Below are 24068 nucleotides of genomic sequence, written 5' to 3' on the forward strand. Positions count from 1 at the left end.
GCGAACCCCTGCTTTGCTGGCTGCGCTTGCAGCGAACTTCCGCTTCCCGTCCAATGCGCAGGATCATCAACCATTCTGATGCTTTTGACTCAACCATTCTTCGACGATGCGCCGTATGAGTTCCGGTCGGCTGGGAAGATCTTCCGTTTCGCGCCTCACCGTATCAAGCTGCTCCACGAGCTCCGACGGCATGCGTACCATGAGCGGAATAGTATCAACTTTGGGCCTTCCGCGAGATTTCATGATATCATCTATTGACTTGAGATTTCCTGATATCATATAAAGCACGTGAGCGATGGAGCTGCAACTCCTTCGCCCACGCTGACCGATCAGATCCGTAGGAGATCATCATGGCTGATACGCCGAATACCATGCCCGCAGAGGGGCTGAAACCGCTGGAATCCGTCCTCTGCGATGACCGTCTTGCCTTCCGGAATGCGCTCGACCTTTTGTTCGAGGCTTTGCGCGCCGACTGGGACGTCCATACCGCGCGCGCAAATCTGGATACCGCAGAGGGACAAGAACTGGGGCACGCCGCCGCATCCGCTTGGTCGTCCTGCGTTGGAGCTCTTCGTGAGCTGATGGAGATGACCGGCGTGCATCTTGACCTGTGGCACGCGTCCAAAGCGCTGTTGAAAACAGCGCCCGGCAACTTTCCGGATGAGTTTGACCTGCTGCAATCCGGATCGGATATCCTCAAACTGCAAAAGGCGAACAGCCGGAGCAATCCGGGACTGGCTGCCCTTCTGTTTGAGTCATACGCGCTCATGGAAGCATACCGCGGCAACCTCGCATTGATGGCCGTGCAGCGCGCCGGCTGACTTCTTTCCCATCCCGTTTCTCAAGCCTGTCCGGTCTTCCGGACAGATTGGGAAGTCTGTCCCCAAATCCAGCATGCCGATGCCTGTTCCAGTATTTACATGCTCCCTATTGGAGTCCTCCAATGCCTGTTTCAAAGGTACAATTCCCGTTCCCGATCGATGGCCGTGCCGTGCCGGTCTTTCCCAAGCCCATCCCTATCCGGTGGCGCGACGCCGCCGAAACGAAGGGATTTCACCTCATTGCACGCGCCAAGGATCGCCTGCATGTCGTCCTCGCCTGCAAGATCTGCGGCAAGCCCACTTTGAAGCGGATCAGCGTCGTGCTCGGTCACAATCCGGAATGTCCGCATTGCATCACGGCCCGGCGAAAGGCAGCCGCGGCAACAGTAGGTGCAGAGTTCGTCGCAAGGGATCCGAAGGGTGATCGTCACTATGGTGTATATCGGCTGGCGTGCGGCCACACTGATCGCCGCCAACATCACCGAGTCGAGGCTGCAGCGTCAGGCGGCCACGCCTTGAGTTGTGAAATCTGCCTGAACGAGCGTCATGCAGCGGAAGCCGAAGCCCAAGACTGGCAACTGATCGGACCTTCTGTCCGGAAAAACGCCAGCTACCGCGAGTACGAACATGTCTGTGGCCATCGGCAGGATGTGTCAGTCGCCAATATGCGAAGTGGTGACGTCGATTGTGCCGGTTGCGGGGAAAGTTGGACGTCAAAGCCCAGCCGACTGTACATCTTGAGCTTCAAGCTTCCCGGCCTCGACGTCATCAAGCTCGGGTTCAGTTCCAATCCGGAATTCCGGATGCGTCAGGTGCAGTTCGATCCGACGAACACGGAAGGCAAAGTGCAACGCGTCGTCGAAATTGAAACCGGGCATCGCGCGATCTGTGTGGAGAAGGCCCTGCACTCACACATCAAGGCGCACAGACCCGATCTGATCGTTCCGCCGGAACTTTTCCGCGAGCGCATCCGGACGACGTCCGAGATCTACCACAGCCACGCGCGCTCTTACATTTCTGCGCTACTAGATGCTGTCGAGGCAGGGTGGGATCCAACCCTGCATTCCATTTCGACCTCTCGAACCGAACCTTCCTGATCTTTGTGGAGCCGCGCCTGCGGCCCCCTTCCCTCCGCTACAGCACCTGAACCTTACCCCATGTCCCTTTCTTCATTGAATACGCGCGACAGCGCGCTCTCTCCGCATGCTCTCTCAATCCTCCGCCCCCTTCTCCGCCGGATCGCTCTCTGGCACCGCGACCGCGTCGCGGAACTCAGGCCGGAACCTGATGCAGACTTCGATATCGATGATATCGATACCGAAGAAACGCACGGCGAGGCTTCGGCCGAGCGCCTCAACGCCTTGGCTCTGCCACTCGAGCTCCGGATCAATGCTCCTTATTCAGCGACGCCCGCAGCCTCGCTGATGTCACCGGCGGAAATTGTCGAGGCTTTGTCCGAAGGCCACGATCCATGGGCCGAAGAAGCGGAGACGTTCCGGAATGGCCAAATGCATCAACCGCCGATCCGGACCATGTCGGTCGCCGCACGCTTCGCCGGACTCTTTGAAGCTGCGGAGATCAAGGAAGAGATGACCCGCAGCCGCGCCATGACGCGGGTCGAAGTTGAATCCGCGGAAACGGGGCGGGCGCTTTACAATGAGCTGACACGTATCCTGCCATGGCTCTCGGAGCTTTCAGATCCGCTTGAAGACACATGGCGGTTCTTTGATGTTTCGGCTTGGGGAGCACACGAGGCGGACACAAAAACACAGGCGAACCAGCGGCGCATTGACTACGAAAAGTCTGTCTCGTCAGCAGTGCGACAAGGGCAAAAAGTTCTTTGCATCACATCTGCCGGGGCGCCGATGTCTGCAGTCGAACTCGCAGTGTCCGAACGAACGGTGCAGCTTCCGCCCCTGACGACAGAAATCTGCATCGAACTACTTCGGACAACCCACACTACAACCGGCCAACTCGCTGAAGATGAAATCCGGAGACGTCTTCCGACAACTGCCGAACTTTCCGAATTGCCTTTGGCCGTTGTGGAAGGGGCGTTTCGTGAGAAGACGACGATCGCTGTTGCGGACGCCCTCGCCCTCTCGGCTCAAAGGCTCCGGACACCATCCGGCACCACTCGAACCACTCTGGAGGATATTGTTCTCAACGAAGACGTCGCAGACCATGTCAACCGACTTGTCCACGACGTTGCACTTTGGAAAGCGGGCAACCTTGACTGGAACGACGTCTCATCATCGATCCTCCTTTTTGGCCCGCCGGGAAACGGGAAAACACTGCTTGCCTCCGCGTTGGCCGGATCGATTGATGCCGCATTCATCGCGACCAGTTATTCGGATTGCCAACGGCATGGCCACCAAGGCGATATGCTGCGGGCCTTGTCGGACAAGGTTGAGGAAGCAATCCGGATGCGCCCATCCGTGTTTTTCTTGGATGAACTGGACAGCTTCACCCATCGAGATGCGCCGAAGCGGAATTCCGACTACATTGTCGGCGTGGTCAATGGCTTGCTGGAGCATCTGAGCAGGCTTAATGAAACGGCCGGTGTTATCGTACTCGGCGCCACGAACTATCCGGACATCATTGATCCCGCGATCATTCGGCCCGGACGTTTCGATGTTCATCTCGAGATCGGCAATCCGGATAGAAACGCGATTGTGCAGATCCTTCGGCATGCCTTAGGCGAGACCGACGATCCCATTGATGTGGGCAGTGTGACCGACAACCTTCTCGGCTCTTCCGGCGCGCAGGTCGTCGCGCTTGTCAAGGAGGCCAAGGGGCTTGCCCGTCGCGAGGGGACCTCACTGGAAAATCGCCATCTCGTTGCAGTCGTTGACCGGATCCGCCGACCTTTGGATGGTGATACTCAATGGCGCACAGCCGTCCACGAAGCCGGGCATCTTGTCGTAGCCCACTGCCTCAAGCTCCCTGCGCCGCTCAAGGCGACTATGTCGCGCTTCGGTGGTTTTGTGGATCTGCCATCCCGTCCCTTGGAGAGCCACCAGTCGGCCCGAGATCGCATCGCAGCTTTGCTTGGAGGTCGAGCGGCGGAAATCGTACTTCTTGGAGGAGCCATGAACGGTGCCGGAATCGGGGCGCAATCGGATCTCGCCTTCGCAACCAGGATTGCTGAAAAAACGCTATTTGAGTGGGGGCTCGGCGATCAGCTGGCGTTCACACCAGTTGGTCTTGTCGATCCCTTGAACATCCAACCGAGTGCGGTCAAAAAAGTCGATGCCCTCCTCCACGCACAACAGGAACGCGCGATCCGGATCGCTGACCAGCATCAGGATGACATCGTCAGGATCGCCCGAGCTCTTCTGAAGGAGCGAGAGCTGTCAGCGGCAAGGCTACTGGAGTTGCTCAGCCCGATCGAAAATTGCGAGACGAAACCTGATACATGTGGAAAACCCTCCAAGTGCGTTTGAATTCCGGTTACCCACGACCTTTGTCGTCGGACCAGACATCTGCACGACGAGACTTCCAATGCCCATTCGCGACAATCTGCGACTGCTCACCGTTGAACAAGTTGCCGAGATTTTCGGACGCGATCGCACGACGATCGACAGGTGGTGTCGTGAGCGAAAGGACTTCCCGCAGAAGGTTCAACTTCGGCCTGTCGGCTCCCGCTTTGTTGCCGAGGAGATCGAACGCTATATCCAGAAGTCCATCGATGATCGGGACGCAGGCACGTCCTAGCACCTCGCAACACCAACGTTTCAAGACACATCTGCCGGTCCGGCAGCACGGTCATTCACAGAGGGTTTCCGATAAAGCCGGGGTTACCATCCCCGTTCATGGAAAGCCCGTGCCTCCAGCATGCGATGCAAAAAGTTGCCCCATGGTTGCCCAGAGGTCCAAATCACCCGCGAGGCACCATTGCAAGTTAAGCTTGAGGGCCAGCTTTGATCAATCTTTTCATATAGTTAAAATGGTGCCCGGGGGCGGAATCGAACCACCGACACGAGGATTTTCAATCCACTGCTCTACCCCTGAGCTACCCGGGCACGGGAGAAGCCAGAGGCTTCGGGTGGGCGCGTGATAAGCGGATCACCGGGCGCTGTCCATAGCAAAATCGCACCAAATGCCTAATGCGGCAAAGGACTTTCTTCTTCCGGCAAATCTTGGTCTTCTTCGCGTTGCGATGGGACGGCGTAGCTGCCATTCACCCACCGCGCCAGATCGATATCCGCACAGCGGCGCGAGCAGAACGGGCGGTACTTCGGAACGGTTTCAGCTTCGCAGATCGGGCAACCCATCAAAGCACCTCCGCCAACGGAAGGCGAGCGCGCTTGCGCTGCAGTTCGAAATGCCCAAGAGGCGTCCAACCTGCCATCACCGTATCCACATCATCCTTGCGCAGTGCCGCGCGCAACGCGGCTTCGAATGTCTTTCGCTCCTTCTTTGGCATGGGTGCGAGATCAATTGTCACCTGACCACCCAACCCGCGCACGCGCAACGCCGCTGGCAACTGGCGAGCGCATGACAAGTTGGCCTTTGAACCGGCTGCAAAGGATCCATCAGCGCCTGTGTTCACATCGACAGCAATCAACGCGCGGGTCGCCTCCACATACATGCTGGCGCCAGCGCCCAATGATACTCGCGGCGACTGTGCATCATCAATAGCATCGAGAACACCATGCGTCTCAAACGATCCGGCTTTGGTGACCACGTCTGCCGTTTCCGCCCAATCGCGCCATGCAAGGACATGGGGCCCATCCCCCTCGGTCAAGGTCTCCGGGCCTGTGCCATTGTCGTCTGTAACGGTCTCTGCAAGGGCGCGCATCGCTGCGATGTCTTCAGACACATCATCTGCGGCAGCACCAGCGGATGCCGAACGCAGGATCAGACCCATCGCGCTGCCTTCCATCCCATCATGGGCAAGTGCCAGCAGTTCATCCCGCATGTCGTCGTCGCGAATACTGCGCGACAGGTTCAAACCCGGCGCGTCAGGTGTGACAATCGCATAGCGGCTCTTGAACAGAACCTTGTGACTGACCGGGATCGCTTTGCCTGGTTCGGCATAACCCGTCACTTGTACCAGCAGCGTTTCGCCCTGGCCGATCCCTTTCACGCCACGCAAATAGGCCGCGCCATCTGGCGTTTTGAGGAAAATTCCGCCTTGCCCCTTCACCGGTTTGTCCGTCACGGCGCGGTACACTGTGCCGGGCCGTGGTGCATCGGAATCGATCAAGAGATCATCCAAACGCCCGTCAACCATCAGTGCGGCCGCCTCGCGCCCGTCGAGATGATCCAGCAATATCTGGCGACCCTTCATGTCCACACCCTCATCCCTGCAGCCTGCAATAGGCCTGCGGCTTCGGCCAACGGCAAGCCGACTATGCCTGTGAAAGAGCCCGAAATCCAAGGGATCAAAGCGCCAGCCGGACCCTGGATGCCATACCCGCCAGCCTTGCCCCGCCAATCATCGGTGGACAAATAGCTGGCGATTTCGCGTTCCGACAAAACCTTCATGCGCACCGTGCTGACAACGTCGCGTTCCCAAATCTGGTCATCTTTCCGCACCGCAACGGCTGTTATGACCCGGTGGCGGCGTCCGGACAGCAAGTCCAGAAACATGCGCGCTTCAGCCTCATCCGCCGGTTTGCCCAGTATACGCCGACCCAGCGCGACGGTGGTATCGGCGCACAAGATGATATCCCGCGCATCCGCACTGACCGCTTCAACCTTCTCCCGCGCGATGCGGGCGCAATACGGACGCGGCAACTCACCCTTGAGTGGGTCTTCATCAATGTCAGGAGGGCGCACGGCATCCGGCACGATGCCCAATTGCCCGAGCAGCTCAAGCCGCCTCGGGCTTCCTGAACCGAGGATGAATTTGCCGGTTTGAGTCACGCTGGTGCCTTGTCCGCCAGCCAGTGATGGCGGCGCTTTGCAACGCCAAGCCGCTTACCACACTGACGCGAAGCCATCGGCTTCGTGCTATTTGAAACGGTAGTTGATCCGACCCTTGGTCAGATCGTAGGGGGTCATCTCGACCTGCACCTTGTCGCCTGCCAGAACACGAATGCGGTTCTTGCGCATCTTCCCTGCCGTGTGTGCGATGATCTCATGGCCATTCTCTAGCTCGACCCGAAACGTCGCATTGGGCAGGAGTTCCTTCACGACACCGGGAAATTCGAGCGTATCTTCCTTGGCCATGGTCTCTCCTTCGTTACACAGCCCGCCAATTTGCGGACGCGCCACTAAATGCGCCCCTCCGCCCCATAATTCAAGGGGTAATCAGGCCAGCTTCACGACTGTGACAGGATCGGCACGACCGGTCTGGGCGTTCCAGTCCCTACGGTTAAGAACGCCACCATCAACACGCACTGCTGCAACATCGGCGAGATCCACATCCCCATAGACCCAACCGGTTTCGTTCATCTCGCCCAACGCGACAACGCCCGTATCGGGAAAACCGCGATCAGGCGGTCCAAAAATACCGCCTGCGCCGACGGAGATATCAACCGCCTCGGACCATGGCGCCAGACCAACGACAGACGACATAACCGTGACGCACTGGTTCTCCAGCGCGCGGGCTTGTGCCCCAATCCGCACGCGGGAATACCCGGCCAGCGCCTCCGTCACCGATGGTACCAGAATGATGTCCGCTTCATTCAGCGCATGACCCAGAAGGGGAAACTCGCTGTCATAGCAGATCAGGATCCCAATCCGCCCCAACGCGGTGTCAAACAGCTGAAGCGGTCCACCCGGCACGACATCCCATGTTTCGGCTTCAAACCGGGTCATGATCTGTTTGTCTTGAACACCTACTTCACCGCTCGGTGCAAATAGACGCGCGCGGTTCACGGGGCGCACAACACCGTCCGGCGGGTCATGGGTTGCAGGACCAGAAGCTGCCAGGATGTGCACTCCGAATTGGGCCGCGAGGTGGGCATGCAATGCATCTGCATCCGGCAAGCGCTCTGCAACCGCGAAGAGTGACGCCTCCAAATCGCCTGCAACGTCCAAACCTGCCAGCGTGGCAAGCTCCATGGCGCCATACTCCGGGAACACCAAAAGGTCCGCACCGGCTGTCGCCGCCTCAGTGACCCAGGCGGTCAACTTGTCTTCGTAGGCGGCCCAATCGGGCAATACATCAAGGGGATAAGAAGCTGTTGCAATCCTCATACCTAGTTGTGCCCCATCTGTGACAAACGGCGCAAGTCAACGCACTCCCTTCACGTTTTCTGAATATGGATCGGGAAAAAGCTGATTTTTCTTGACCAATCGCACGCCCCACATTCAAAGAAAACAAAACTGGGGAAAGGCAAGATATGCTGAGCAAGGGCGTCACACTGCGCGGGCTAGAGGTATTTGAGGCGCTCGCGGCAACAGGGTCCGTTGCCCAAGCCGCCGCTGTAACCGGGCTAAGCCAACCTGCCGTCAGTCAGCAATTGCGCAATCTTGAAACAGCATTGGCAACGGATTTGGTCGATCACGGCAAGCGACCAATGCGCCTCACTCCCGCGGGCACAAGCTTTCTTACGCGGGCAGAAGCTGCCTTGTCCCAGCTGCGCCTTGCACAATCGGAACTGACGGTGATGGACTTGGCACATCTGTCGGCGCTCGCGATCGGGGTCATCGATGATTTCGAAAATGACCTTACGCCTCGGCTTGTGACGATACTTGCGGACAGCCTGACGCGCTGCAAATTCACGCTTGCAACTGCGCCAAGCCACGAGATCCTCCAAGCGATTGCTGACAAGAGCCTGCACATCGCCATATCGGCCAGCGACGGAGCGATGCGTGATGGCGTTATCGAATACCCGCTCGCCCGCGATCCGTTTATCTTGGTGGCACCACGCGGTGTTGTTCGTGATGGCAACCCCATGACGATCCTGCCCGATCTGCCCTTTTTGCGATACGAACGGGCGCAACTGATCTCACGCCAGATCGAGGCGCATCTGGCAAGGCAAAAGCTGGACTTCCCGGACCGGTTCGAAATCGGCAGTCATCTGGCTTTGATGGCTATGGTTGCGCGGCGCATTGGCTGGGCCGTGACGACGCCGCTTGGCTACATGCGAGCCGGTCGCTTCCACGATCAGGTGGATGCCTTCCCCCTGCCCTTCAAGCCGTTTTCACGCACGATCTCGCTCTATGCCAGTGCCGATTGGGCGGGCGATGTGCCGACGGATGTTGCAAATACGATGCGCCGCCTCATCAAGACACATATGATCGACCCCGCACTGACCCAGCTGCCATGGCTCGCAGGTGAACTGCGCCTTATCGACAGCTGAACTTCTTCCCAGTCTGTGCGTCCTGAACAGGAGAACAACATGACAGCTCCATCCATCGTGATCCTGACCGGCGCCGGTATCTCGGCTGAAAGCGGACTTGGTACCTTTCGAGACGAGGGGGGGCTCTGGGCGCAGCACCGCATCGAGGATGTCGCCACACCCGAAGGGTTCGCCCGTAATCCGCAACTGGTGGTCGACTTCTACAACGCTCGTCGTACTCAAGCTGCCGAGGCACGCCCAAACGCCGCCCATCACGCATTGTCCCGGTTGCAGACAGAACATGCAGGGCCTGTTACGCTCGTGACGCAGAACGTGGATGATTTGCATGAACGGGGCGGCAGTGTTGACGTCATCCACATGCACGGCGCTTTGAACTCGGCATTGTGTTCCGATTGCGATCATCGCTGGTCAGCGCCACTGGAGATGTCGGTCGGGCAATCATGCCCCAATTGCGATCAACCCACAGCGCGACCGGACATTGTGTGGTTCGGTGAAATTCCATACCAGATGGATCGCATTGAACGCGCACTGCTGGACGCGGATATCTTCGTGGCGATTGGCACCTCGGGTAACGTTTATCCGGCCGCAGGTTTTGTTCAGATGGCCCGCCATGTCGGCGCCAAGACGATCGAGATGAACCTCGATCCCGGAGAAAACGTGGGGCTGTTCGACGATATCCGATCCGGCAAGGCGTCGGATACGGTGCCCGCATGGGTGGCCGAACTGCTGGCCAGGTAAGGCGGATCAGGATCCGCCTTACAGCATCGTCCATTGCGGCAGGCCGACATCCAACCGTAAGGCGGATCTCGATCCGCCCATCCTCAGTGCGAATGCGCGCCCGCCTCGGGCTTGCGCTCATTGTCCACCGGGATGGTGATCACAACCTCTCCCGCCTTTTCAAAGACCAGAGTGACGTCGATCGTCGAATCCTGTTCGAGCGGGCCGGTCAGGCCCATTAGCATGACGTGATCGCCGCCGCGCATCATGTGGTGTGTACCACCGGCAGGCAAAGTGATGCCGCCCTCAATTTCGGTCATTTGCATCACGCCATCACTGACTTCGACATGGGTGTGCAATTCGACACGAGCGGCCACATCAGTTTGGGCTGCAATAAGGGTATCGTCCTGGCCGGTCTCGTTGCGGATCATCATGAATGCGGCACCGGATTTGGCTGCCGGGCTTGCGGCCCGTGCGTAGGGATCCATAACCATGATGCCATCGGCAAAGGCCGGGAGAGTGAAGAGTGTGGCCGCTGCAGCAGCGAAAAGGGATGTGCGAAAGGACATGTGGTCCTCCTGATTTTGAAGTGGTCCGAAACTACGAAAGATGGATCACGTCAAAAGGAGGTGCGCGTGCGGATGCATATGTCCACGTGACACCGGCACCGTGCACAGAAGACAGGTGTACGGCTTTTGCAGAAGCGACAATAGCCCAAATGGGCGCGATGTCGGGTGGCACCAGCGCCGCCAGCAGGTGAAGCGCGCAATCTGGACAGAGATGTGGTGTTTCGATCGGCTGACCGTCTGCATCCACGTAAACCGTTGTGACAGTCGTGCCGGAACAGATCACGATCTGGTCCACAGCATGCGGTGCGCCGCGGGCCATAGCGGCGCTGTGGCTGGTTACCAGCAGCACAAGGCTCAGAGCTATGGACAACAAAGCGCGCAACATAGCTTACATGTAGATGGACTTTTTCCACATCTCAACTGCGGCACAAACGCTGCTTGAGCATAAACCAAGTTTGGCCAACACATGAGAAAACCCCGCCTGCACAGGCAGACGGGGTTTCAAATCAAAACGCAGCCAGGATCAGGCTGTTGCGGCCTGCGCCTTGGCGATCTCTTTCTTGACCTTCATCGCGCGATCGGACAATTCCACGTCCTTGGCTTTCGCCAAATACGCGTCCAGACCACCGCGGTGATCGACAGACCGCAAAGCAGCCGCCGAGATGCGCAGCTTGACGCCACGACCAAGCGTTTCAGACTGCAAGGTCACATCGTTCAGGTTCGGCAGGAAACGCCGACGTGTCTTGTTGTTGGCGTGGCTGACATTGTTGCCAGTCATCGGGCCTTTACCGGTCAGTTCGCATACGCGCGACATGGGTTTATCCTCTTCTCCGCTCTGCCGTTGAACCCGGTGCGGGTCCCCAAACGACATAGGCACCGCACGGCACGGCGGCGCCATCGAAATTCGTTCGGTGGCTTTAGGGGGAATCGCTGGCCGGGTCAACCCGACCTTGGCCGAAATCAGCATCCAGAGCATCCAGCATCTGTGCCGCTGCCGCAGCAGGGTCCAAACTGCCCTGTGCAACCTGTGCACCAAGGCCGCGCATCACGTCTTTGGCGGCACCGGTTTCAAGTTTCGACAGCAGGGCTGCGCGAACGTCCTGTTCAAACCAATACTGCGCCTGATCCGCGCGCGTTCGGTCAAAGAAACCTGCACCGCGCCGCCATTCCACCAACGCCTGCATGTCCGACCAAGCCTCCACAAGCCCGGTTTCGGTCAAAGCAGAGACCATCATTGCCTTGGGAAATCCATCTGGATCCTGCGGACGTTTGCGTAAAAGCCGCAACGCCCCCGTATAGTCCGCACAGGTCCGCGTGGCGGCAGGTTTCAAATCGCCATCCGCCTTGTTGATCAGGATCATGTCGGCCATTTCCATGATGCCGCGTTTCACACCCTGCAACTCGTCCCCGCCCGCAGGGGCCAGAAGCAACAAGAACAGATCCGCCATCTGCGCCACAACCGTTTCCGATTGCCCGACGCCCACGGTCTCGATCAGCACCACGTCAAATCCGGCCCCCTCACACAGGGCAACCGCCTCACGCGTGCGCCGGGCGACACCCCCCAAATGCGTCTGGCTGGGCGATGGGCGGATGAAGGCAGCCGACTCCCGGCTCAGCCGGTCCATTCGTGTCTTGTCGCCCAGGATTGATCCGCCTGACCGAGCCGATGATGGATCAACGGCCAACACTGCCACCCGCAGGCCCGCCTGAACCAGCATCATGCCAAAAGCTTCGATAAAGGTGGATTTGCCAACACCCGGAGTGCCCGACAGCCCGATGCGCAAGGCCTGACGGTCACGGGGCAACGCAGCCAAAACGTCAGCCGCTTGCGCACGATGATCCGCACGCCCGCTTTCAACAAGCGTAATCCCGCGCGCCAACGCCCGGCGTTCACCCGCTGCAATCCGATCTGCAAGGTCTTGCGTGTTCATGCCGGTGTTTCTGCGGGGGCGTCTCGAAAATGTCCAGTGTTGGCGATGGCGGCCAGTTCGGCCATAAGGCCGCGCATGACCCGGCTGCCCATTGATGACATCCTGCCAGACCTTATGGACGCCTTGCGCGACCAAGGCCGGGCCGTGCTGCAAGCGCCGCCGGGCGCGGGCAAGACGACGCGCGTACCGCTTGCCATGCTGGACGCGGGCCTGACCAAGGGCCGCATTCTGATGCTGGAGCCGCGACGGCTCGCCGCGCGAGCGGCAGCAGATCGGATGGCCGCCACCTTGGGCGAAAAGACGGGCACCACCGTCGGCTACCGCATCCGCGGCGACAGCTCGGTCAGCAAATCGACAAGGATCGAAGTCGTCACCGAAGGTATCCTGACCCGTATGCTTCAGGATGCACCGGACCTGCCCGGTGTGGGGGCGGTCATCTTCGATGAATTCCATGAACGCTCCCTCAACGCAGACCTTGGCCTCGCCCTCTGCCTCGAAGTGGCCGAGGCGCTGCGCGACGACCTGATCCTGCTTGCCATGTCCGCCACGCTTGACGCAGGCCCAGTGTCCGAAGTGATGAACGCGCCTATCCTCACTTCGGAAGGCAAGAGTTTTGCGGTGACACCGCATTGGTTGGAGGCCCCGATGCCAAAGACCGTGCGATTTGAGACAGCAATGGCCGATCTGATCCGCACCGCATGTGCTGCGAACCCGGGCAGTCTTTTGGCCTTTCTCCCCGGCGAAGGTGAAATCCGGCGCACCGCCGCGCTTTTGTCTGATCTGCCGAATGTGCAGCCTTTGTTTGGGGCAATGGACTTCAAGGCGCAGCGCGCCGCCGTGTCACCGTCCAAGCATCGAAAGATTGTGCTTGCCACATCCATTGCCGAGACGTCCCTGACCATTCCTGACATCCGGATCGTTGTTGACGGCGGGCGCGCGCGCCGGGCTCGGTTTGACCCGTCATCAGGCATGTCGCGCCTGATCACTGAAAAGGTCACCAAAGCGGAGGCGACGCAACGCGCGGGGCGTGCGGGACGCGTTGCCACAGGTATCGCCTACAAACTGTGGACCAAGGGAGAGGACGGCGCTCTCGCGGCCTTTCCGCCACCAGAGATCACCGCAGGCGACTTGGCCAGCTTCGCGCTGGAACTGGCAATCTGGGGCGGAACAGAAAACGAACTGAAATTCGTCACGCCTCCGCATGAAGGGCGCCTCGCCGAAGCGCGAAGTGTGCTGCAAATGCTTGGCGCGCTTGATGCGCAGAACCGCATTACGGATCACGGGCGGTTGCTGGCCCGGCAACCCTTGCATCCAAGGCTCGCGCATATGCTGGTCGCGGCGGGCCGTCAGGCGGGCCTTCTAACCGCTCTCCTTGCGGATCGCGACCCGTTGCGGAACCGGGGCACGGATCTGTCACTGCGGTTGCGCGCGCTCCGGACGCCGGGTGACTTTGGCGACAACGTCAACCGAAGCGCCGTGGCGCGGATCAAGGACGAAGCCAAACGGCTCGCCGCCAAACAACAAAACGGCCCCCAACTCAGCCCCGCCGCCATGGCCGCGCTCGCCTACCCCGACCGCATCGGCCTGCGACGGGCTGGCGATGCACCCCGCTATGTTCTGTCGGGCGGGAAAGGGGCTGTTATGCCAGACGGCGATGCGCTGGCCGGGCAGCGCCTGATCGTGGCAACCGACCTCGACGGCAACCCGCGTGAAGCACGGATCAGACAGGCGGCGGCTTTGGCACTGTCCGAATTGGAGGAGCTGTTCTCTGATCAGATTACGTGGGCCGACACGTGCACATGGTCAAAACGTGACCGAGCGGTTCTTACCCGCAGCCAACGTCGCTTTGGCGCCTTGGTGCTGGACGACAAACCATGGCACGACGCGCCCGAAGAGGCGATCGCCACTGCGATGTTGGACGGTGTGCGGCAGTTGGGTCTTGCACCCTCCAAAGCCGCTCAGCGTCTGATGGCGCGGTCCGCTCTGATGGGCGATGACTTTGCAGACCTGAGCGAAGAGACATTGTTGAACACAATAGAAACGTGGCTCTTGCCGCATCTCTCGGGTGTGAAGACGTCCGCAGATTGGAAAGCCTTCGACATCCTGCCAGCCCTGCAGGCGCATCTGGGATGGGACAACATGCAACGTTTGGATCGTGCCGTTCCGGGGCACTTCCAGACCCCGCTTGGACGCCGTGTGCCGATCGACTACGATGGGGCGGTGCCGGGCATCTCGGTACGGTTGCAAGAGATGTTCGGCGTAAAAAAGCACCCGTTGGTTGGTACAGTGCCGTTGCAGGTCACGCTGCTTTCACCGGCACGGCGACCCGTGCAGGTGACTTCGGACTTGCCGGGCTTCTGGGCGAACTCCTATGCCGATGTGCGCAAAGACATGCGCGGGCAATACCCCAAGCATCCCTGGCCCGAAGATCCCACACAGGCTGATCCAACGCTGCGCGCCAAACCGCGACGGTAGAACACAGCTCTCACCACGATCCGTGGTGGGTGCCCGACGCATCAATCCGTTCAAACCCATGTGCACCGAAAAAGTCGCGCAATCCCTGGATCATGTTGGCCGTTCCGCGTGCCTGCCCCATGCTGTCATGCCAGGCAAGTGCCGCAGCCAGTGCGGGAACCGGCTGGCCTGCCAGTGTTGCCGAAGCCACAACGCGCCGCAAAGACTGTATCGCGGACGTCAAACGATCCCGAATTGCCGGGGCAAAGATCATATGATCGTGGGGCATTTCTTTGCGAAACGCGTCAGAGAAATCATCTAGCAACGCAGACCGAATGATACATCCGGCCCGCCAAATTTCGGCGATGCGCGCCATATCGAGGTCCCAGCCAAAGGCCTCCGACGCCGTTGTCATCACCCGAAACCCCTGCGCGTGAGAAATGATGCGCCCTGCCAGCATCGCGGCTTCCAGATCTGCTACGGTTGGCGCATCTGTTGGTTGTCCCTTGTCGAGCACCTCTTCACCATACCGGCGCGCCTCCAATTCCGACGACCAGCCACGGGCACCGACAGCCGCCTCTATTGCCGACGCGGACTGGCCAAGTTTCAAGGCTTCGATCACTGTCCACCGCCCCGTCCCCTTTTGTCCGGCAGCGTCCTTGATCAAATCCACCATCGGTTTCTCCGACGCCTCGTCCGTCGCGGTCAGAACCTTCGCCGCAATCTCCGTCAGATACGAGTGCAATGCGCCTTCGTCCCAACGTGCAAACATTGCGCCAATGTCCGCGGGCGCCCGCTTGGCCATGTCGCGCTGGATGCCATAGATTTCGGCAATCATCTGCATGTCTGCATATTCGATGCCGTTGTGCACGGTCTTCACAAAATGACCCGCGCCATCGGGACCGACATGGGCGACACAAGGGTCCGTCTCGAACTTGGCTGCGATCGCTTCAGCCATAGGCCGGAATTGCGCCCAGGAGTGATCGGATCCACCAACCATCATGGACGGACCGTGACGCGCGCCCTCGGCACCGCCGGACACACCCATACCGACGAAGTGCACACCTGTCCCGTTCAGGCGGTCATTGCGCGCGCGTGTGGCGTTGAAGTCCGCATTGCCGCCATCTATGATTGTGTCGCCATCGCTCAGAAGTGGCACAACGGTGTCGATCATGGCGTCCATCGGCGCACCTGACGGGATCATGAAAAGGATGGTACGCGGAGCCTTGATCGCCTCCACAAAGTCCGCAAGTTCGGCAAATCCACGAACGTCCCCGGCAAGACCATCCGCTTCCGTCAGAAAGGGATCGATCCAATCCGGCTCCCGGTTCGACACCGCAACAGAAAATCCATTCTCGGCAAAATTGAGAGCCAACGCGCTGCCCATCGTCCCCAGACCGTACACTCCGATGTCTGCCGACATGCGCATCCCCTTATCTCGCTGCACGGCGACCATAGGGCCGGTGGACGGACGCGCAAGGCTATTGCCGGATGTCGCCAGGCGAAAGACCGGGTGACCCGTTTCCCGCAGCCTCGGCCTCTCGGATCAGGGCGCGCATCCGGGTGTTGAGCGGAGCCTGTCGACCATGCCGTTCTGCCAGCGCAATGATTGCGCCTTGCAGCGCATCGATCTCTGTTCTCCGGCCACGTTTCAGGTCGTCCCACATCGACGACCGGGCCTGTGCGTCGATCATCAACATCTGCGCGGCGATCCGGCGAAACAGTGGTGTGGGAAGGCGCAGGATATGAGGGATCAGGCGCGGTGGTGCTGCCGTGGTCTTTGCCGGCACAATCCCTGCCGCCGCCATGACACGCAATGCTTCAGCCATTTGGTCCGCCATCAGTCGGCGCCACGCCCGATCCTGCAGCTGTGTCAGCAACGGCATATCCGCCAGCGCATTGATCGCGTTTCCAAGGTTGATAAGCAGCTTACCCCATTGGACCGCCTCGATATTGTCGACTTGTTCCCAGACCAGAGTCGGCGTGCCAAAATCAGGCAATGGCCCTGCCTCCACCAATATATTGCCGGAGGTCGCGCGGTGAAAATGTGCATCCGCCTCGGGCACCACATTGAAAGGCACCATCGCGGCACGCACATCCGCCGCGGGCAAAGCCGCGCGCAAAACGGCTGCATTCTCGACCCCGTTTTGCAGGCTGATGACCTGGGCTGTCGGGGCATGCGTCGCGATTTCCTGTGCCATGGCTTGCGTGTCACCGGACTTCACGCAGACCAGGATCACATCGGCATCCGAAAACGCCTGCTCGGCCGCCTCAACCATTTGAGAAGCCCTGACAATCGTTTCATTGCCGTCAAAATCAGTCAGCCGCAGCCCGTCTTTGGCACACGCATCGACAACGCGGGGCCGCGCCAAGAAGCGCACATCGTGCCCGGCATCCGCCAGCAAGCCACCGACATAGCACCCTATGCTGCCCGCCCCCGCCACTGCAATGCGCGTATCCACCATCAGATCAGACGCCGAGACACCAGCGCATGACAGCCTTTTGCGCGTGCAGTCGGTTTTCCGCCTCATCAAAGATGACGGAATGCGGGCCGTCCATGATCTCGGATGTCGCCTCATCGTCGCGGTGGGCGGGCAGGCAATGCATGAACAGGCTGTCTTCCTTGGCCTTCGACATCAGGTCGGAATTCACCTGATAGCCACGTAGCTGGTTGTGCCGCCGTTCCCGCGCGGATTGCGGATCATGCATGCTGACCCACGTGTCAGTGACAACCAGGTCCGCGCCTTCGACCGCTTTGTGCGGATCGCGCTCCGTGGTGTATAGCCCGTCAAGCGCACGCTCAGGATCCAGCGGTTCCGGCCCGGTAAAGACCAGATCAAATTCGAACTGTTTGGCCGCGTGGGCAAAGCTCGCAAAGACGTTGTTTCCGTCACCCGACCACACGACCTTTTTCCCTTTGATCGGGCCGCGATGCTCTTCAAAGGTCATGACATCCGCCATGATCTGACACGGATGCGTGCGGTTGGTCAGCCCGTTGATGACCGGGACGGTGGCGTGTTCCGCCATCTCAAGCAACGTTGCCTCTTCGAAGGTGCGGATCATGATCAGATCCACATAGCGGCTCAGAACACGGGCGGTGTCGGCAATCGTCTCCCCATGGCCCAGTTGCATGTCGCTGCCCGACAGCACCATGGTCTGACCGCCCAATTGGCGCACACCCACGTCAAAGGACACGCGCGTGCGCGTTGACGGCTTTTCAAAGATCAACGCCACGATGTGACCGGCCAGCGGCTGGTCGTCGTCCGGCGTGCCCTTGGGGCGACCTGCACGTGCAGTCTTCATCGCGTGGGCGTTGTCGATGATCTGCCTTAGATCGTCTTGGTCAGTGGTGTGGATATCTAGGAAATGGGTCATGTTTTTACTCTTGGTGGGAAGCACCGGGGGCTGTCTGCCCCCGGACCCCAGAGGGTTTTTGAAACAGCAAAAGATCAGGCCGACACGGCATGTGCGGCGCTGTCGAGGCGCTTGATGGCTTCGGAAATCTCTTCATCGGTGATGGTCAGCGGCGGCAACAGACGGATGGTATTGTCTGCGGCAGGCACGGTGATGACGTCGTTCTCGTAGCCAGCCGCGACCACGTCCCCGCACGGCACTTTGCATTTGATCCCCATCATCAGACCCGATCCGCGCACCAGTTCGAATACATCCGGGTGCTCGGCAATCAACCCTTCGAGTTTTTGCCGCAGAAGCCCTGCCTTGCGGTTCACCTCGGCCAGAAAGGCAGGATCACTTACGATGTCCATGACCGCAGAGCCGACGGCACAGCCAAGCGGATTGCCGCCATAGGTCGACCCGTGTGTGCCCGCCGTCATGCCACTTGCCGCCTCTTCGGTGGCAAGGACAGCACCGAGGGGAAAGCCGCCGCCAATCCCTTTGGCAACCATCATGATATCCGGTTCGATCCCGGCCCATTCATGCGCGAAAAGCTTTCCGGTCCGACCGACACCGCACTGCACTTCATCCAGGATCAGCAGGATGCCCTTTTCGTCACACAGATCACGCAATCCCTTGAGGCACTGATCCGGCACCGGGATGATGCCGCCCTCCCCCTGTACCGGTTCGATCAGGATCGCCGCCGTGTCGTCTGTGATGGCTGGCGCAATCGCATCGTGATCACCGAATTCAAGATGTGTGAAACCGGGCAGCAAGGGGCCGAACCCCTTGGTCATCTTTTCTGATCCCGCTGCGGCAATACCGGCAGAGGATCGTCCATGAAAACTGCCCGAGAAGGTGATGATATCGACTTTTTCGGGATGGCCTTTTTCGTACCAGTATTTGCGCGCCATCTTGACGGCCAACTCGCACGCCTCTGTTCCGGAATTGGTAAAGAACACCGTGTCGGCAAAGCTCGCGTCGACCAGCTTGTCCGCCAACGCCTGTTGCTGCGGAATGTGATACAGGTTGGATGTGTGCCACAGCGTGTTTGCCTGATCTGTCAGGGCCTGCGTCAGCGCGGGATGGGCATGGCCCAACGCGTTCACCGCAATGCCAGCGCCAAGGTCCAGAAAGCGTCGCCCATCCGCCTCGATCAGCCAGGTGCCTTCGCCTTTGACGAAGGTCAGAGGCGCGCGGTTGTAGGTCGGCAGAACGGACGTGATCATAAGGATCATCCTTTTTTGGAAAGCCCAAAGCGTCAAGGCACGTTGGTGCATGAGGCATCGGGCGGGGTCAACTGATTTGAGAAAGGGGGTGTGCCAAAGGCACGCTATGATCGGGCGCAGCAATCAGCTGCGTCGCAAGACTCGTCGGAATGGTGCGATCATGATCATGTCGCTGGCTTAGGCCAGAACGCGGGTCTTTGCCAGCGAAAAAGAGGGTTGTGCATGTCGGCGTCAGAGCGCAGGCAGTGGCCATGTTCGCACCGAAGGCCCAGAACCCCGCGCTGGCAGCGCTCTTGATCGTGATCGCCTGCGCATTCATCGCGGCCGCAACGCTTTTCGCAAAGGCACTTGGAACGGACCAGTTCGGTCCTCCGCTTCACCCGTTTCAGATCAGTTTCGGTCGGTTCCTGTTTGCATTCCTGCTGCTTGCAACAGCCGCTCTTGTGCTGCGGCCCGAACTGCACCGGCCGCGGCTGCTGCTGCACCTTGCGCGGACCACCAGCGGTTGGATCGGGGTGACGCTGATGTTTGCGTCCGTTGCCTATATCCCGCTTGCCGACGCAACGGCCATTTCCTTTCTCAATCCCGTCTTCGGCATGATCCTCGCAATCCCCTTGTTGGGCGAAAAGGTCGGCAAATGGCGCTGGCTGGCCGCCGCGATTGCCTTTGTCGGCGCAATGATCCTACTGCGCCCGACGCCTGCCAGCTTTCAACCTGCGGCCCTGCTGGCACTAGGTGCCGCCATGGCGCTCGGGTTGGAGCTGAGCTTCATCAAGAAGCTGACCGGGCGCGAAGGACCCTTCACCATCCTGCTGGTCAACAATGGGCTGGGTTTGTGCATTGCAGGTGTGGCCGTGTCCTTTGTCTGGTCGACACCCACACTGGCGCAATGGGCCCTGCTGGCGGGGATAGGCGGGGCAATGGCTGCTGCGCAATCATGCTTCGTCAACGCCATGGCGCGCGCCGACGCCAGCTTTGTCGCGCCGTTCAGCTATGGCACCCTGATCTTTGCCGCCGCCTACGATATCATCTTTTACAAGGTTGTTCCCGACGCCATCACGGTCCTGGGTGCGAGCATCATTATTGCCGGAGCCTTGCTTTTGGCGTGGCGCGAAGCACGTCGTGTGGCACCATAAGCTTCAGGTGGTCCCTTGTAACTTCGGCCCGTGTGATTAGAATAGGGCGCTGACACTGAAGTAAGACACAAGGCGGCCCCGTGAGAGGCCGCTTTTTAGATCGGAAAGCCTGCTGATGTCCTGGACCGACGAACGCGTTGAACTGCTGAAGAAAATGTGGGGCGAAGGCCAGTCTGCCAGCCAGATCGCCAAGGAACTGGGCGGCGTGACCCGCAATGCGGTCATTGGCAAGGTGCACCGCCTGGGCCTGTCAAACCGTGCAGGTGGTGGATCAAGCGCCAGCACGGCCAAGGCAGATGCCAAGCCCAAGCCAGCCCCCAAGGCAAAGGCCGAACCCAAACCGCAGCCCAAGACGGAACCTGCGGTGAAACCGGTTGCCGCGCCAGAGACAAAAACCGCGCTGCCCGCGCGCAAGCAGATCATTCCGGCAGGCCAACCCCTGCCGCCGCAACCATCTGCCAACGAGATCAGCCCGGAGGCGCTTGCCAAGGTCAACGAGGTCGAGAAGAAGGCCAAGAAGATCGGCCTGATGGAATTGACCGAGCGGACCTGCAAATGGCCCGTGGGTGATCCCGCGACCGACAATTTCTGGTTCTGCGGCCTGCCCGTGCAACAGGGCAAGCCCTATTGCGAGGCCCATGTCGGTGTGGCCTTCCAGCCTATGTCGTCACGTCGCGACCGCCGCCGCTGATCCAAAGGCCGCGTGCCGCGATATCATGTTTCAGGGGGCTTTGCCCCCGCGCTGCGCGCTCCCCCATGGTATTTTCAGTCAGAAGAAGACAGGCTTTTCAGAATTGGACAGTCGGGCCGGTCATCTCCGGCGCATGTTTTGACCAGATTTCCCAGCGTGTCCCGCATGGCCGACAGATCCACGATCTTTGCCTCAATGGCCGTCAGATGCTTTTGGGCAATGTTGCGCACATCCGCGCTTGCCCTGTCTCTGTCTTCCCACAGAGCCAGCAAGGACCGGCAGTCTTCCACCGAAAAGCCAAGCGCACGGGCGCGGGCCAGAAAGGTGAGCTGATGGATGTGCGTATCGGAAAAGCTGCGATATCCGTTCGCACCCCGGTCGGGTGAAATGAGCCCGATGTCTTCGTAGTACCGGATGGTCTTGGACGGCAGGTTTGTGGCCTCCGCCGCTTGCGAGATGTTCACATGCCCCCCTTTGACCGAAGCCTGAGCGCGTTGGTCACAACAAAAACAGACGACAACGCCATCGCCAACGCTGCCAAAGCAGGAGACAGTTGCGGCCCGCCTAACGGCACCAGAACACCGGCAGCCACCGGGATCAGCGCAGTGTTGTAGACAAACGCCCAGCCAAGGTTCTGCCAGATGTTGCGCAAGGTGGCTGCGCTGATGTGCAAAGCCCGCAGAACCGCGCCGGGCTCGGGCGACATCAGCACGACATCAGCCGCTTCGATTGCGGCGTCGGTGGCCCCGTTCACGGCCAGGCCCACGTCCGCAGACGCGAGGGCCGGTGCATCGTTCAGTCCGTCACCGACATATGCAACCGGTCCATGCGCCGTGCGCAAGTCCTGCAGCGCATCGACTTTCTGATCCGGTTTCACGCCCGCAACAACGGTATCAATCTGCAATTGATCGGCGACATGGCGGGCCGCTGCCTGAGTGTCGCCCGAGATCATGGCGACCGCGCGACCCTGCGCTTTCAAGGCAGCAACGGCGTCCGCAGCACCTGCGCGAATTGTGTCCCGCACGGATATTGCAGCCACGTGATGACCATCGACGCCGACATGTACAATCGTGGCTCCGGTGTCGGCCCAGGCCGATGCTTGGGTACTCAAGGCCTTGCTCGCTGATATCCCGCTCTGCTCCAGCATCTCCATATTGCCGACGACAACGGCCTGCCCGTCAACTGTCGCAGACGCCCCCGCCCCCAGGACCGCGGCAAAGCCGCTCACATCCGTGGGTGCTTTTTCGGCTGCGGCAACAATGGCCTGAGCGATTGGGTGTTCGGACAGGCTTTCAACGCCCGCAGCAGCACGCAGAACCACGGCTTTTTCCTGTTCATCCGCAACGGCGATGTCGTGCACCTGCGGCTTGCCAATCGTCAGTGTGCCCGTTTTGTCAAAGGCCACAACCCGCGCATCCTGCACACGCTGCAGCGCATCTCCCTTGTGAAAGAGCACACCCAATTCCGCCGCACGGCCTGTGCCGACCATGACCGACATTGGGGTGGCCAGTCCCATTGCACAGGGGCACGCAATGATCAGCACCGATACTGCAGCCACCACCGCAGGAGCCAGCCCGACAAGGGTCCACCACGCCACAAAGGCGATGACCGCAACGGACAGAACCGCAGGCACGAACCACGCCGTGATCCGGTTCACCAAGGCTTCGACCGGCAGTCGTGCCGCCTGAGCATCGCGGGTCAGAGACGTGATGCGTGCAAGAACCGTGTCCTCGCCCACATGCGTCGCGCGCAGTAAAAGCGTTCCGGTGGTGGTCAATGTTCCGCCCGTCACTGTGTCGCCTGGCTGCTTCAGGACCGGAACGGGCTCGCCCGTCAGCATGCTTTCGTCGATATGGCTGTGACCGTTGACAACCTCACCATCCACGGGAACTCGCCCCCCCGGGCGCACGCGCAGCACGTCGCCCGCCACAATTGTAGACAACGGCACGGTGTCGATCTGCCCGTCACGCACGCGTTCGGCCGTATCGGGCTGCAACCCAAGCAGACGACGCACTGCGTCCCCCGTCCGCCCCTTGGCCCGCGCCTCAAGCCAACGTCCCATCAGGATCAGAGTGACGATGACAGCGGCAGCTTCGAAATAGACACCGGCAGGCGGCAGAATGCCCGGAGCCAGCACCGAAAACGCCGAAAAGCCAAATGCTGCCCCGGCACCAAGGGCGACAAGCGCATCCATGTCGGGGCGCGCCTTCAGCAGGTTCGGCACACCGCGCCGAAAGAAGGCGGCACCGGGTCCCGCCAAAACAATCGCCGTCATGATGAGTTGAAAGAGATGGCTGTTGGTGGTGCCAATCGTTCGCGCCACCCAGTGGTGCAACGGAGGAAAGATGTGGCCACCCATTTCGATTATGAAAACCGGCAGCGTCAGGACCGCAGCCAGCACAAACTTGCGAAACATGATCTGAGTTTCGTCACTGTGTTCGGCCTGCTCTTGCGCGGCATCTGCGGGGTATCCCGCGGATTTGAGGGCCAAACGCAATTCGGTATCGTCACCCAGCGTTTCGACAATCAGGCTCTTCGTGGGCAGGCGCGCCTCTGCCCGCAAGACGCCCGGCACAGCCTGCGCGGCGGCCTCGATACGCCCCACGCAAGAGGCACAGGACATGGCCGGAATATGCAATTCGGCCTGCCGAACCTCTGCCGGATAGCCAGCGCGATCAAGGGCGCGTGCGGCATCCACAGCCGCAACACCCGACACGCGCGCGCTGTGATCGGCAAGGTTCACGCGCACATCCTGCGCACCCGGCAACGCGGTCAAGGCGGCCTCGGCCCGCCCAACGCAGGATGCGCAGTGCAAGCCCTGCAGCCCGAATGTCAGTGCTGTATCTGTCATACTTTGCACATAAGGGTT

25 protein-coding genes and 1 tRNA gene are annotated in these 24068 nt (G+C 60.1%); 9 read left to right on the forward strand and 17 right to left on the reverse strand.

All coding sequences use genetic code 11. The features are described from left to right. Positions 1-66 precede the first annotated feature (66 nt). A complete protein-coding gene (locus tag Q1A32_RS23975) occupies positions 67-279 on the reverse strand; it encodes a ribbon-helix-helix protein, CopG family (RefSeq protein ID WP_366141186.1) in 213 nt (70 codons plus the stop codon). 71 nt (positions 280-350) lie between these two features. On the opposite strand from Q1A32_RS23975, the gene Q1A32_RS01335 reads away from it, so the two are divergent. From Q1A32_RS01335 to Q1A32_RS01350, 4 genes are all read left to right on the forward strand, one after another. After that, on the forward strand, positions 351-821 hold the full coding sequence (locus Q1A32_RS01335; RefSeq protein ID WP_299648463.1) for a hypothetical protein: 471 nt from the start codon (positions 351-353) through the stop codon (positions 819-821). Between the two features lie 122 nt (positions 822-943). Continuing rightward, positions 944-1918 (forward strand): hypothetical protein, encoded by a 975-nt coding sequence (locus Q1A32_RS01340; RefSeq protein ID WP_299648466.1) that lies wholly within the window; start codon positions 944-946, stop codon positions 1916-1918. Between the two features lie 60 nt (positions 1919-1978). Then, complete coding sequence (locus Q1A32_RS01345) at positions 1979-4264, forward strand: AAA family ATPase (RefSeq protein WP_299648469.1); 2286 nt, start codon at positions 1979-1981, stop codon at positions 4262-4264. Between the two features lie 58 nt (positions 4265-4322). Further along, complete coding sequence (locus Q1A32_RS01350; protein WP_299648472.1) at positions 4323-4535, forward strand: AlpA family transcriptional regulator; 213 nt, start codon at positions 4323-4325, stop codon at positions 4533-4535. 233 nt (positions 4536-4768) lie between these two features. On the opposite strand, the gene Q1A32_RS01355 is transcribed toward Q1A32_RS01350, so the two are convergent. The 6 genes from Q1A32_RS01355 to Q1A32_RS01380 form a co-directional block, all read right to left on the reverse strand. Continuing rightward, a tRNA-Phe gene (locus Q1A32_RS01355) sits at positions 4769-4843 on the reverse strand. An 81-nt stretch (positions 4844-4924) separates the two neighbouring features. Continuing rightward, a complete protein-coding gene (locus Q1A32_RS01360) occupies positions 4925-5095 on the reverse strand; it encodes a DNA gyrase inhibitor YacG (protein ID WP_299610323.1) in 171 nt (56 codons plus the stop codon). Beyond that, on the reverse strand, positions 5095-6114 hold the full coding sequence (locus Q1A32_RS01365) for a ribonuclease E/G (RefSeq protein ID WP_299648475.1): 1020 nt from the start codon (positions 6112-6114) through the stop codon (positions 5095-5097). The genes Q1A32_RS01360 and Q1A32_RS01365 overlap by 1 nt, the downstream gene beginning before the upstream one ends. Next, on the reverse strand, positions 6111-6692 hold the full coding sequence (locus Q1A32_RS01370; RefSeq protein ID WP_299648478.1) for a nucleoside triphosphate pyrophosphatase: 582 nt from the start codon (positions 6690-6692) through the stop codon (positions 6111-6113). The genes Q1A32_RS01365 and Q1A32_RS01370 overlap by 4 nt, the downstream gene beginning before the upstream one ends. Before the next feature lie 87 nt (positions 6693-6779). Then, on the reverse strand, positions 6780-6998 hold the full coding sequence (gene infA, locus Q1A32_RS01375; RefSeq protein ID WP_005978431.1) for a translation initiation factor IF-1: 219 nt from the start codon (positions 6996-6998) through the stop codon (positions 6780-6782). A gap of 81 nt (positions 6999-7079) precedes the next feature. Then, positions 7080-7970: a carbon-nitrogen hydrolase family protein gene (locus tag Q1A32_RS01380; RefSeq protein WP_299648480.1), complete on the reverse strand. Its 891-nt coding sequence runs from the start codon at positions 7968-7970 to the stop codon at positions 7080-7082. A 146-nt stretch (positions 7971-8116) separates the two neighbouring features. Here Q1A32_RS01380 and Q1A32_RS01385 point away from each other — a divergent pair, with 146 nt between their 5' ends. Together Q1A32_RS01385 and Q1A32_RS01390 are read left to right on the forward strand one after the other, a co-directional pair. Beyond that, complete coding sequence (locus Q1A32_RS01385; RefSeq protein WP_299648482.1) at positions 8117-9079, forward strand: LysR family transcriptional regulator; 963 nt, start codon at positions 8117-8119, stop codon at positions 9077-9079. 39 nt (positions 9080-9118) lie between these two features. Continuing rightward, the gene (locus Q1A32_RS01390) at positions 9119-9817 is read left to right on the forward strand and encodes an NAD-dependent deacylase (RefSeq protein ID WP_299648484.1); all 699 of its coding nucleotides are present in this window, start codon (positions 9119-9121) and stop codon (positions 9815-9817) included. Positions 9818-9900: 83 nt separating this feature from the next. On the opposite strand, the gene Q1A32_RS01395 is transcribed toward Q1A32_RS01390, so the two are convergent. The 4 genes from Q1A32_RS01395 to meaB all read right to left on the reverse strand — a co-directional run bounded on the left by Q1A32_RS01395 (position 9901) and on the right by meaB (position 12296). Continuing rightward, positions 9901-10365: a copper chaperone PCu(A)C gene (locus Q1A32_RS01395; protein WP_299648486.1), complete on the reverse strand. Its 465-nt coding sequence runs from the start codon at positions 10363-10365 to the stop codon at positions 9901-9903. 31 nt (positions 10366-10396) lie between these two features. Next, a complete protein-coding gene (locus tag Q1A32_RS01400; RefSeq protein WP_299648490.1) occupies positions 10397-10750 on the reverse strand; it encodes a DUF2946 family protein in 354 nt (117 codons plus the stop codon). Positions 10751-10888: 138 nt separating this feature from the next. Beyond that, positions 10889-11179, reverse strand: coding sequence for a 50S ribosomal protein L28 (gene rpmB / locus Q1A32_RS01405; protein WP_299610302.1), 291 nt, complete (start codon positions 11177-11179; stop codon positions 10889-10891). Between the two features lie 103 nt (positions 11180-11282). After that, on the reverse strand, positions 11283-12296 hold the full coding sequence (meaB, locus tag Q1A32_RS01410) for a methylmalonyl Co-A mutase-associated GTPase MeaB (protein WP_299648492.1): 1014 nt from the start codon (positions 12294-12296) through the stop codon (positions 11283-11285). A 75-nt stretch (positions 12297-12371) separates the two neighbouring features. Between meaB and hrpB the strand changes: the two genes are divergently transcribed. Further along, the gene (gene hrpB / locus Q1A32_RS01415; protein WP_299648495.1) at positions 12372-14771 is read left to right on the forward strand and encodes an ATP-dependent helicase HrpB; all 2400 of its coding nucleotides are present in this window, start codon (positions 12372-12374) and stop codon (positions 14769-14771) included. Positions 14772-14781: 10 nt separating this feature from the next. Here the strand turns inward: hrpB and gndA are convergent, their stop codons facing one another. From gndA to Q1A32_RS01435, 4 genes are all read right to left on the reverse strand, one after another. Further along, positions 14782-16179, reverse strand: coding sequence for an NADP-dependent phosphogluconate dehydrogenase (gene gndA, locus Q1A32_RS01420; RefSeq protein WP_299648498.1), 1398 nt, complete (start codon positions 16177-16179; stop codon positions 14782-14784). 52 nt (positions 16180-16231) lie between these two features. Then, positions 16232-17215: a 2-dehydropantoate 2-reductase gene (locus tag Q1A32_RS01425; RefSeq protein ID WP_299648501.1), complete on the reverse strand. Its 984-nt coding sequence runs from the start codon at positions 17213-17215 to the stop codon at positions 16232-16234. Between the two features lie 4 nt (positions 17216-17219). Next, the gene (gene argF, locus Q1A32_RS01430; RefSeq protein WP_299648504.1) at positions 17220-18125 is read right to left on the reverse strand and encodes an ornithine carbamoyltransferase; all 906 of its coding nucleotides are present in this window, start codon (positions 18123-18125) and stop codon (positions 17220-17222) included. 74 nt (positions 18126-18199) lie between these two features. Next, the gene (locus Q1A32_RS01435; RefSeq protein ID WP_299648507.1) at positions 18200-19372 is read right to left on the reverse strand and encodes an aspartate aminotransferase family protein; all 1173 of its coding nucleotides are present in this window, start codon (positions 19370-19372) and stop codon (positions 18200-18202) included. 251 nt (positions 19373-19623) lie between these two features. Here Q1A32_RS01435 and Q1A32_RS01440 point away from each other — a divergent pair, with 251 nt between their 5' ends. Then, a complete protein-coding gene (locus Q1A32_RS01440; RefSeq protein WP_299648510.1) occupies positions 19624-20508 on the forward strand; it encodes a DMT family transporter in 885 nt (294 codons plus the stop codon). A gap of 115 nt (positions 20509-20623) precedes the next feature. Then, complete coding sequence (locus Q1A32_RS01445) at positions 20624-21199, forward strand: GcrA family cell cycle regulator (RefSeq protein ID WP_299648513.1); 576 nt, start codon at positions 20624-20626, stop codon at positions 21197-21199. A 74-nt stretch (positions 21200-21273) separates the two neighbouring features. Here the strand turns inward: Q1A32_RS01445 and cueR are convergent, their stop codons facing one another. Together cueR and Q1A32_RS01455 are read right to left on the reverse strand one after the other, a co-directional pair. Beyond that, positions 21274-21663, reverse strand: a complete 390-nt coding sequence (cueR, locus tag Q1A32_RS01450) for a Cu(I)-responsive transcriptional regulator (RefSeq protein WP_299648516.1) — start codon at positions 21661-21663, stop codon at positions 21274-21276. Further along, a complete protein-coding gene (locus tag Q1A32_RS01455) occupies positions 21660-24050 on the reverse strand; it encodes a heavy metal translocating P-type ATPase (protein ID WP_299648519.1) in 2391 nt (796 codons plus the stop codon). Before Q1A32_RS01455 ends, cueR begins: the two co-directional genes overlap by 4 nt. Between the last annotated feature and the right edge of the window lie 18 nt (positions 24051-24068).

Origin of the sequence: uncultured Tateyamaria sp. (assembly GCF_947503415.1) — a bacterium.
In the GTDB taxonomy this organism is placed as follows: Bacteria; Pseudomonadota; Alphaproteobacteria; order Rhodobacterales; family Rhodobacteraceae; genus Tateyamaria.